The sequence below is a fragment of the Flavobacterium sp. genome (assembly GCF_049318325.1).
Classification (GTDB): domain Bacteria; phylum Bacteroidota; class Bacteroidia; order Flavobacteriales; family Flavobacteriaceae; genus Flavobacterium.
Genome location: NZ_JBMOGQ010000098.1, coordinates 1 through 8897, shown reverse-complemented (window position 1 = coordinate 8897; position 8897 = coordinate 1). Strand labels below are relative to the sequence as shown.

Annotated in this window: 11 protein-coding genes; 4 read left to right on the top strand and 7 right to left on the bottom strand. The window is 33.5% G+C overall.

What is annotated here, in order from left to right:
* Positions 1-357, top strand: a 357-nt coding sequence (locus ACOYLP_RS09145) for a hypothetical protein (protein ID WP_422855869.1), incomplete at its 5' end; no start/stop codon positions are given.
* Positions 358-433: 76 nt separating this feature from the next.
* On the opposite strand, the gene ACOYLP_RS09140 is transcribed toward ACOYLP_RS09145, so the two are convergent.
* A complete protein-coding gene (locus ACOYLP_RS09140) occupies positions 434-2518 on the bottom strand; it encodes an AAA family ATPase (RefSeq protein WP_422855868.1) in 2085 nt (694 codons plus the stop codon).
* Positions 2478-2648 (bottom strand): hypothetical protein, encoded by a 171-nt coding sequence (locus tag ACOYLP_RS09135; RefSeq protein ID WP_422855867.1) that lies wholly within the window; start codon positions 2646-2648, stop codon positions 2478-2480. The genes ACOYLP_RS09140 and ACOYLP_RS09135 overlap by 41 nt, the downstream gene beginning before the upstream one ends.
* A 710-nt stretch (positions 2649-3358) precedes the next feature.
* On the opposite strand from ACOYLP_RS09135, the gene ACOYLP_RS09130 reads away from it, so the two are divergent.
* Positions 3359-3688 (top strand): hypothetical protein, encoded by a 330-nt coding sequence (locus ACOYLP_RS09130; protein WP_396140630.1) that lies wholly within the window; start codon positions 3359-3361, stop codon positions 3686-3688.
* 26 nt (positions 3689-3714) lie between these two features.
* On the opposite strand, the gene ACOYLP_RS09125 is transcribed toward ACOYLP_RS09130, so the two are convergent.
* Positions 3715-4347, bottom strand: a complete 633-nt coding sequence (locus ACOYLP_RS09125; RefSeq protein WP_422855866.1) for a recombinase family protein — start codon at positions 4345-4347, stop codon at positions 3715-3717.
* 170 nt (positions 4348-4517) lie between these two features.
* Here ACOYLP_RS09125 and ACOYLP_RS09120 point away from each other — a divergent pair, with 170 nt between their 5' ends.
* Positions 4518-4907: a hypothetical protein gene (locus tag ACOYLP_RS09120; RefSeq protein WP_422855865.1), complete on the top strand. Its 390-nt coding sequence runs from the start codon at positions 4518-4520 to the stop codon at positions 4905-4907.
* Positions 4908-5021: 114 nt separating this feature from the next.
* Here the strand turns inward: ACOYLP_RS09120 and ACOYLP_RS09115 are convergent, their stop codons facing one another.
* From ACOYLP_RS09115 to ACOYLP_RS09100, 4 genes are all read right to left on the bottom strand, one after another.
* Entirely contained in the window at positions 5022-5450 is a 429-nt protein-coding gene (locus tag ACOYLP_RS09115) for a hypothetical protein (protein ID WP_422855864.1), read from the bottom strand.
* Positions 5451-5666: 216 nt separating this feature from the next.
* Positions 5667-7304, bottom strand: a complete 1638-nt coding sequence (locus ACOYLP_RS09110) for a DUF7151 family protein (protein ID WP_422855863.1) — start codon at positions 7302-7304, stop codon at positions 5667-5669.
* A 14-nt stretch (positions 7305-7318) separates the two neighbouring features.
* Complete coding sequence (locus ACOYLP_RS09105; protein ID WP_422855862.1) at positions 7319-7930, bottom strand: hypothetical protein; 612 nt, start codon at positions 7928-7930, stop codon at positions 7319-7321.
* Positions 7930-8415 carry a T9SS type A sorting domain-containing protein gene (locus ACOYLP_RS09100; RefSeq protein ID WP_422855861.1) on the bottom strand — a complete coding sequence of 162 codons (486 nt, stop codon included), beginning with the start codon at positions 8413-8415 and terminating at the stop codon, positions 7930-7932. Before ACOYLP_RS09100 ends, ACOYLP_RS09105 begins: the two co-directional genes overlap by 1 nt.
* 117 nt (positions 8416-8532) lie before the next feature.
* On the opposite strand from ACOYLP_RS09100, the gene ACOYLP_RS09095 reads away from it, so the two are divergent.
* Positions 8533-8760 carry a helix-turn-helix domain-containing protein gene (locus ACOYLP_RS09095; protein ID WP_422855860.1) on the top strand — a complete coding sequence of 76 codons (228 nt, stop codon included), beginning with the start codon at positions 8533-8535 and terminating at the stop codon, positions 8758-8760.
* The last annotated feature ends 137 nt before the right edge of the window (positions 8761-8897 follow it).

Genomic DNA, 8897 nt, shown 5'->3' with positions numbered 1-8897 from the left:
GTAATAAATTATTCTTCAACGACCAGAAATGCGTCAACTTCTAAGGGTTATTCCCTTCGGGTTTCAGTTGAGTTAAAATCTTCCAACCTATGGTCGCCACCATATTCTCCCTATCAACAAGAGTTGTTTGGTATCATCACCAAGTTTCACGAAGATGATGGTTTGAACTTTAAACAGATTTCTGATTGGTTGGTGGCAAACCAATATCTAACGCCCAGAGGCAAAACATTCACTCAATCACATTGTTGGTCTATCTACAAGAAGAAGAACTCTAGCATTGAAAGATTCTCACGAGAGTACGCACCTATTATAAAAGACATAAGCGTTGATGTGGTGAATTATGTTCCTTTGGATTAGAAAAGTTATACCTATATATATAGGTGGGGTTTAAACGCAAAAAAAGGCTATCAGTTACGATAGCCCTTTTTAGGTTTTATAGTTGTTTTATAAGCCTGTCAACTGTAGATTTTGAAATGCCAGTTCGGGCTTCTATTCCTCGTGTGGAAAGTCCTTCACTAGTAAGTTCTCTGATTAGTTCGAGCCTTTCTTGTTTTGAATGGAATTTTTCATCGCTGCTGCTTTGTAGGTGTTCCGATTCATATTCGCAATCAACATAATGAAAACCTAGGAAACGGTCTTGAAGTTTCATTTCAGCTACAATAACATTAGATGAATCAAATAACATTTCTCCGCTTCGGCTTCCTTTTGCTTGTTTGATGTATCTAAGGTTAGGTGCTTTAGAACTTTTCCCGATTGCCGATACACTATCGGCAAAGTTTGAAAGATGTTTAGAACCACCAAGTTCGTTTAGTGTTAGCGGTGTCCCGTTTTTGACTTTTGGGGTGTGTGCCAAAACCAATATAGATAAACCATATTCATCTTTAAGGTCTTTAAGTTCTTTAACAAGGTGCATAGCCACAGAAGTGTCATGAGAGGATTCTGTTTTTAAAAAAGTTAAGTTGTCAATAACTAGAACATCCGCTTTTAAGTTAGTAACATCCGCTTTGATTTTTTTTGTTAATAATTCGTCCATCTTATCTTTTGGGTTATCCTTCATCAGTTTATGAAAATCGATGTTGTCAACAAAAAGATTATCAGAAAAATCATAACGATTACCATTGCCTTCGCTGTATCTTTTTTGGAACTGTTTGTCTGATAACTCAAAATCATAATAAAGTACACGAAGGGGTTTGTTTTCATTGGGCAGCACATTAAAAACGCTTTTGCCTTTTGATAATGAATCCGCAATCTGAGTCGCCCAAGCACTTTTTCCAGTGCCTGTGTCCGCAAATAGTATATGTAGTTCGCCTGTCATCCATATATTACCCAAAAGCTTTTTTATCTCTGGTTGTTGTTCAGCATCCAATAATCTTTGTTTAGCTGTTCTAGGAAGGTTACTCATTGTAATTTGTTTGGGAACTGAATCAGTAACTTTTGTCGCTTGCTCAATAAATGGTTTTGCTATAAAGAACAATGTTCCAAGCGTGGTAGAACCATCGTAGTCATTTAGAAGTGACGTGTACTTTTCATCAGTAACATTATAATCGTATTGTTTGTTCACAGAACTGATTAGATGGAATGGTTCTCTACCGTCTTCATCCAATTCACATAACGAGAACCCAATCTTTAGCCAGTTTTCGTATCCATTGGTTATATCGATTTTAGAAGCTACTAATTGATTCGCTAAAACATTTACTTTTTCTAAATTTTTTGTATCATCATCGCTAGAGTCTGACTGCTTAACTATTATTTGTTCTGTTGGTTTTGGTGCTGGTGGAGTGCTTTTGGTCTCCACGTTTAACCACTTGTCCAAGAAAGAAGCGTCTAATGGTTTGGCTTCATATATGCTTAATTCAGCATCTTCATCGTAGCTTACAAAGCATGCTCTAGCTACGTCTCTACAGGCTTTGTCAACCTCTATAGTGTACTTAGCTTGGATATAGTTTTTAACTGCATCGAAGTACATTCCATGTGTTTCAGCAACAGGAGGTATTTTGATGAACCACTTAAGACCATTACCACTTGGGGATTTAAACAGTAGCACCGTTTGTATGGTGTTATCGTTTATCAGTTGGGTTTTTAGCTGATTTAAGTCATAATCTGGGATGTTGTCAAAGTCAATGCTTAGATAGCCACTATGAGCTATAAGCTCGTTATTGCTTCGTTTATTGAATACACCTGATGGTGTAATGTAATCTAGCTCAGTAGCTTTGATTTGTCTTTGGGCTTCTTTGGGTAAAGAACTTAGATTATCACAGATTAGTTTTACCTTCTGGTCGGTGGTAATCCTTTCGTAAAAACTATAGATATTTATATTAGAATACGGAGTGGTATTCTTGATAGGACTCCTGAATTGACTCATTTGAGGGAAATCGTCAGAAGAATCAAATGAAGTATTTTGAATACGTTTAGGAGTAGAGGTATTAGTTAAATACTGTTCTAAAATTGCATCTAGTGCGGGATTGGTAGTGCTTACATTAGTTGGCATTTTGGTTAAGGTGTTTAACATGTTCTGCATCAATCAGAGATTTGATAACAGCAGAATTATTGTACTTGAAGACCTTGTTACTAGCAAGGTCTACTAGTTTTTGCTTGGTTTGTTCATCCATACGCATGGTGAACATGATTGGTTTTTGTTTTTCTTCCATTTTAATATATTTTATGAAATTGTTATTTGCATAATTATACTATATATACTGTACATAGTCAATAGGCAAATTGAAAAAAAATAAAAAATATTTTCTAAACTATTGAAATTCAATAGTATAAAAACCAAAAAAAAATAAAATATTTTGTGATAACAAGAAAGAGGACCAAAAGGAACTCTGAATTATTATCAACATCAAGTGTATGTGTCCCATATTTTATAGTAGTGTCCTATTATTTTTGGGACAGGGCAGTGGGACACTTAGGATGTTTTATTCTTCAACTAGACATCTTCTATTATGTACTTATTGTATATACACAATTTTTTTCTTAACCTACTACATGATATATATTTCAGCTGGCATACCATAGGCCCCAAATAATCCTAATAAAAGGCCCCATGGAGGGGGGGATAACAGGCAGGAGGGGCTTCCAAGATAAATTTTGATTTTTTTCAGGTTTGTTACGCACACATTGATATAATATGATGTTTTAGTGGGAAAAAAAGTTTAACTGATAGAGCGTTTACTGGAGAATTTGAGAGCTTTTGGGGACACATAAAATCAAGTTGGGACACCAAATGGGACATTAAAAATGGCTCTAACTATATTAGGAATTAGTATTTTTGCAGTAAGTGTCCCAAAACCAAAAATGGGACACTAATAAAATTTGGGCCACTTTTGTGTAAACAGTAACTTAAAATATTATAGATATGAATTTTGGAAATTGGGAAGTAAACGATTTTGGTATTATTGGATTAGGTAAATTGAGAAGATTAGAAATATCTCGTGAAGATTTGGTTCATAAACGAGATAATCTTTTTTATGACTGCTTGCTAAACATTGCTGAAATGGGTATAGTTTCAGAATTAAATGTTTATGAATTTAATGCGGCTTTTATTTTTGCACTATCTTTTTTTAACATTGATATTCCAAGAGAATTGTCATTTTCAAAAACTTTTGAAAAACAGATACAAATGATATCTGAGAAATTAGGTGACGATGAAGATGAGTTACACTTACCTCAAGGTATACAACATTAATATAATGAAACTATCAGGTGAATAATTTAAGAAATATTCACCTGATTAGTTTGTTTTTTATTCAGATTAGAAACTTTCTGAACAGTGGTTCTGCTACATGGGACAATTTTAGATATTTCTTGAAATGTATAACCCTTTTCGAGGTATGATAAGATAGTTTTGGACTTTGGTGAACTCAGGAATTTTTCATCACTAATAGTAGTGCCTATTCTTCTCCCAGAATATAGCCCCTTCTCTTTCCTGATGCGGATACCTTCCATCTGGCGTTCACGAATCAATGATTTTTCATAAGAATTTAGAACCGATAATAACGACAAAAGTAGTTCGCTGAATATTTCTGGTTTACCATCATCACCAATATTAACTATGTTGGGGTTGCGACACACGATTCTAATTCCAAGTTGGGTTAACTCTTTATACACTGTTAAACAGTCTAGAGTGGACCTTCCAAGTCTTGAAAAATCATGTATTTCAAGGTGTGAGAGTTTGTTTTGGTCGATTAAAGATTTTATCTGACTTCCTTTTGGTCTTTCGTACAAAGGAATACTACCACTGCAATAATCAGTTAATACATAATCAAAACCTTCAATATTTTGAAGCTGTCTGTCGGGTTTTTGTGTGCCATCTGAACTAGACACACGAGAATAAAATACCTTCATGCTTATACCATTTTAAAAGTGGTTACAAATTTATTTAAAAATGGTACAAAAACAAAGGATTCAAGACTATTTTTTATACCATTTTCAGGTATACCCATAAAATAGTCTATTGGTCGAGAGTATTTCTTATCAATATATATTTTTCCTGATATTTATAATAAAAGAAAAACATGAACTACAGACAAATAAAATTAGCCAGCGGAAAAGTTGTAACCCTAGAAAGATTTGAAATGAGTTTCACTTATGACGGTTTGCTTTTGGGTAGACCCAATAAAGAATTGAATGATAGAATCATTGAAGATGCTATCAAAAAGTATAATAAAAACAAGGTAGTTGTTTTAACAGACGATGCCTATGTCTCTGATGACAGATTAAAATCAATTATGTTTAAAGCAGAATTAACTTCACAATCCATAAACGATAAAAAAGAAATTTACGATGGTAGTTACCTAAATGTTGTTTGGTTTGGTAGTGATTTTAAGACCAACACAATCGATAGAATGCTATCTAATCTATTGGGTTTTGATTTTGATATAGAAGCCGAAAACTATCAGTTTTAGACAAAATCGTTTTGTAAAAGAAATTATTTTGACTGATAAATCATCGATAAGAGAAAGGGGCTACAAGCTTAAACCACAGTATTTTGCTTACACAGTTCATTTTATAGCACCTTACTAAATGTTAAAATTACTAAGCTTATTTGGCTCAACCAAAAGATGTTTCGCATTTCCACGTATCTCAATATGTTTTGGCCAAATATATAATTTCCAATGATTACCTTCTCTGCTGTTATTAAAAATGTATTCTTGTGTTAGATATTTTTCCAAATCAGAAAAATTTACATAATAAACTTTATTGCCTTCTAATCTAAAAGCTAAAATTGAATATTTTGCTTTTTTAAGTAATAAAATCTGTTTAGATGTAATATCAATCCATCCATGTCCGTTTTTATGCAATTTCGATTCAGGAGTGCAAATCGATATATCTTCAATATCATTAAGTAGTCCACTATAGAAAACACGATATTTAGGCAATTTAGATAACGAAATTTTTAAATAATCCTGTAACTCTGAAATCACAAATTCTTTGGATGGGATATTCATTTTTAATAGTTTTAAATCTTTGGCCTATTATATAATTATTTGAATGATTATAGCTTCATAATAAAATGTTTCTTCTACAGCTTTTTCATTAACGAATAAACATAACTGTAAAATTTATAATAGTATTTTCAATGAGATTTTAATCTAAAACTTGGAAAAAAAATAATATATTATCTCTATTTTTAAGCTCAAACTAGAAAATAGTAGAAATTCATATTATTGCCATTTTATTAAAGAATAATCAATGTTTCCTAAATAGTATCTTCCGTTATTAGTTCCTGCACCACTGCCATAACCCGCAGGGGTTCTTGTATTATATAATGACTGCAAACAACTCGATGAAAAATTATTCGCAGCTAGTCCGTCAAACACTATTTCCATTCTATCCGCATTTTGTGGCATGAAGAAAGTTAGTGAATTTTCATAAAAAGCTTGACTAAATTCTGACAGTAGCAAGGTGTATGTTTGACTATTACCAGAAGATAAATAAGTAGTGGTCAAAGGTAAATTTGCTGAGCCATTGGTAATACCTCTTTTGTATTCAACAAAACTTGGAATGAGATTATTGTTAGTATCATAAAATTTAAAGGTAATATTCGTGTCAAAACACTGTCCTATAGGTCTAATGTTATATTGTACTTTATTAGAATTCATATTGTTATAAACATGTATGACTTGACTAGGTACAGGACTACTTATCTGTATTGTACACAAACTAGGTTCAACTGTTGAAAAACCAGGAACACAACCTTGCCACCAAATTCCATTTGGACTTGTATAACAACTAGTCCATCCAATAGCAACTGGAGTAGTCCACCAACTCCCTGAAGAAGCTATTACATTTTCTAATGGACCTCCGTTTGTTTCACAAGAGTATTTAACCAATGGTATAGGAAGATTATTTACAGCTAAATAATAACCATTAGAACCTGAATTAGTGTTTTGACCATTTACTCCATTACATACATATTTTGTTTGTGAAGCATTAATTTCACTATTATCTAAAATTCCATTACTATTGATGTCTAATCCTACTTCTATCTTAGTACCACCATTTGGACAGTTAGTCCCAGAAGGTTCAACAGTAGTGTTGATTAAAGTATTTTTACCATCTTGTCCATTAATACCCGCTGTACCTTGAGGTCCTTGTGAACCAACCAAACTCGACAACCATTGTGCTTGAGTGCCATTAAAGCCATTAGCTACAGCTACCTGATAGGCACTAAGGCCATTTGCACCTTGAAGTCCTGATGCCCCATTTGCTCCAGCAACTCCTTGAGGGCCTTGAAGACCCTGCGGACCAGCTGGCCCAGTTAAACCTATAGGTCCTTGTGACCCATTTGCCCCAGCAACTCCTTGCGGTCCTTGTGCACCAGTTGCACCTGTCGGTCCAGCAGGACCTTGAGGACCAGCAGGCCCTGGCGTTCCTGAGTTCTCAGCATAAAATGCATAAGGAACATAGGTAAACGGTTGGTCACTTATTTCTATAAAATTGGAACAAATTCCTTTAACATCTACTTCAACCACCAAGTTTTTAGCGTTGCCATCCCAATCAACACCAGCTAGTGTTGTAGACGTACCAGCAACATAAACTCCAGAACCAATAATGACGTTGACCATTCCAAATTCATCTGTAGTAGTGTTTTTTGATTCTTGATATTCAAGAACAGTACCTTTATATATGCTAAATCGTAAACATATAGCTGTATTGGTTAGTGGTGCTCTTTCGTTGTTATATCCTGGTATATGTTCTCCTTCAGGATTCAAAATAACTGCTTGATAAGTAATTCCTTTGGTTTGCGAGTAGATTAGTGAACTGAATAACACTAATGCTAAAAGATATATTTTTTTCATAATTGTAATGGTTGTTATTTAAACATAAAATGAACACCAAATTGAATTTGGCTGTTGTTAAACGATAGTTTTTCATCTGAACTATTGGATAAGTTGAAGCTTTTAGAATAAGCATATCCTAGACTCAAGTATATATCGTTGTCAATATTATAACTAGCAGAAAGACCCAACTTAGGAGCTATCCATATTCCTGAAAACTCTTTTTGTGAGGACAAATCCAAATACTGACCATTGATGTTTTGCTTTCCATAGATAAGAGTTGAGATACCCAATCCACCATTGGCAGAAGCTTCAAAACCTCTTTTTTTAACAAAAGCAATAGAGAATGTGTTTTGAACGCCAAGATATTGGGTATTCCATGAATAAGAACTAACAGCGTTGCCAGCAATAGCATTGTATTCGTTTAGTCCTAATCCAATAGCATATTTCAACTTTTCGTTGTTAAGCGTCATTACATAACCAATCTCGTAGAAGTTGCCACTTCCAGCTTGAAGGCTTGGAGATGAACTTGTATCGCTTTTGTAATCGTATTGGGTATAGTTTTTACCTGTTTGCAGGTAAATCTCTTGTGCTTGGATGTGCTGAAACGACAACGCAATCAATGCAATCAGTAATAGTTTTTTCATTATTGTTTAAGTATTTGTGTGTAATAAGTATAATTAGGTGATGATAAACGTACCAAATAATTGCTTGAAGCTAAATTGGGTAAATCAATAGTTAATATGTTTCCAGAAGCTTGTTTTTCTTGGTTGAAGATAAGTCTACCACGAATATCAAATACACTAACAGATATAGGTTCTTTAATGGTTTGTGAAAACTGAAAATTTATTGTAGATATAAACGGATTTGGATAAGTAACCGTAGTAATATTATTATTGGTGTTGGTGCTAATATACTTGCTCCAAACGCTTTGTTGGTATCCCTGACCGTATGTTTTGCCATCTTTGGTATAGTTACCAATAACACTTTGTTGACCCACAGTTTGACTAACATACATGCCGTTAGAAAGCTCTTTACTGGCTCCTTGGGCTGACAGCATTTGGTGATGAAGTTCTTGAGCTTGAGCTCCAGAAATAAAGACCATAAAAATGAATATTAACGATTTACGCATAAAAATATTTTTTGTAAATATATAAAAAATTAACAAAAACAGTCATATATGACTTGAAATATACGTTCCTGTTTTTATGCCTACTTACTTATAATTTTCGTGTTTTAATTATGAGTGATGAGAAAAACGGAAATACCCGAATCGGTTAAGATTATTGGCATTAATATAAAAATCATTATTAAAGAAAAAAATCTTAAAGTAAGACACGTTGCTCACGATTCAGATTTAGATATTGAGGCATTAAGAAGATATATGTTAGGAAAACAAATTATGGGGATTGATAAACTTGTTCGTATCAGCAAAGCTTTAAATGTTGAAATATCGGAACTATTCCAAAATTTATAATTCTAAAATATGTCCCAAATTTATATTAGTGTCCCAAAGTCTAAAATGGGACACTTCCATTCATAACAACTATAAAACCTAAAAAGGGCTATCGTAACTGATGGCCTTTTTTTGCGTTTAAACCCCACCTATATATA

Coding starts and splice junctions, on each gene's coding strand:
- ACOYLP_RS09115 (WP_422855864.1), bottom strand. CDS start 5,450: ATGAATATCCCATCCAAAGAATTTGTGATTTCAGAGTTACAGGATTAT.
- ACOYLP_RS09095 (WP_422855860.1), top strand. CDS start 8,533: ATGAGAAAAACGGAAATACCCGAATCGGTTAAGATTATTGGCATTAAT.
- ACOYLP_RS09120 (WP_422855865.1), top strand. CDS start 4,518: ATGAACTACAGACAAATAAAATTAGCCAGCGGAAAAGTTGTAACCCTA.
- ACOYLP_RS09130 (WP_396140630.1), top strand. CDS start 3,359: ATGAATTTTGGAAATTGGGAAGTAAACGATTTTGGTATTATTGGATTA.
- ACOYLP_RS09135 (WP_422855867.1), bottom strand. CDS start 2,648: ATGGAAGAAAAACAAAAACCAATCATGTTCACCATGCGTATGGATGAA.
- ACOYLP_RS09100 (WP_422855861.1), bottom strand. CDS start 8,415: ATGCGTAAATCGTTAATATTCATTTTTATGGTCTTTATTTCTGGAGCT.
- ACOYLP_RS09125 (WP_422855866.1), bottom strand. CDS start 4,347: ATGAAGGTATTTTATTCTCGTGTGTCTAGTTCAGATGGCACACAAAAA.
- ACOYLP_RS09110 (WP_422855863.1), bottom strand. CDS start 7,304: ATGAAAAAAATATATCTTTTAGCATTAGTGTTATTCAGTTCACTAATC.
- ACOYLP_RS09105 (WP_422855862.1), bottom strand. CDS start 7,930: ATGAAAAAACTATTACTGATTGCATTGATTGCGTTGTCGTTTCAGCAC.
- ACOYLP_RS09140 (WP_422855868.1), bottom strand. CDS start 2,518: ATGCAGAACATGTTAAACACCTTAACCAAAATGCCAACTAATGTAAGC.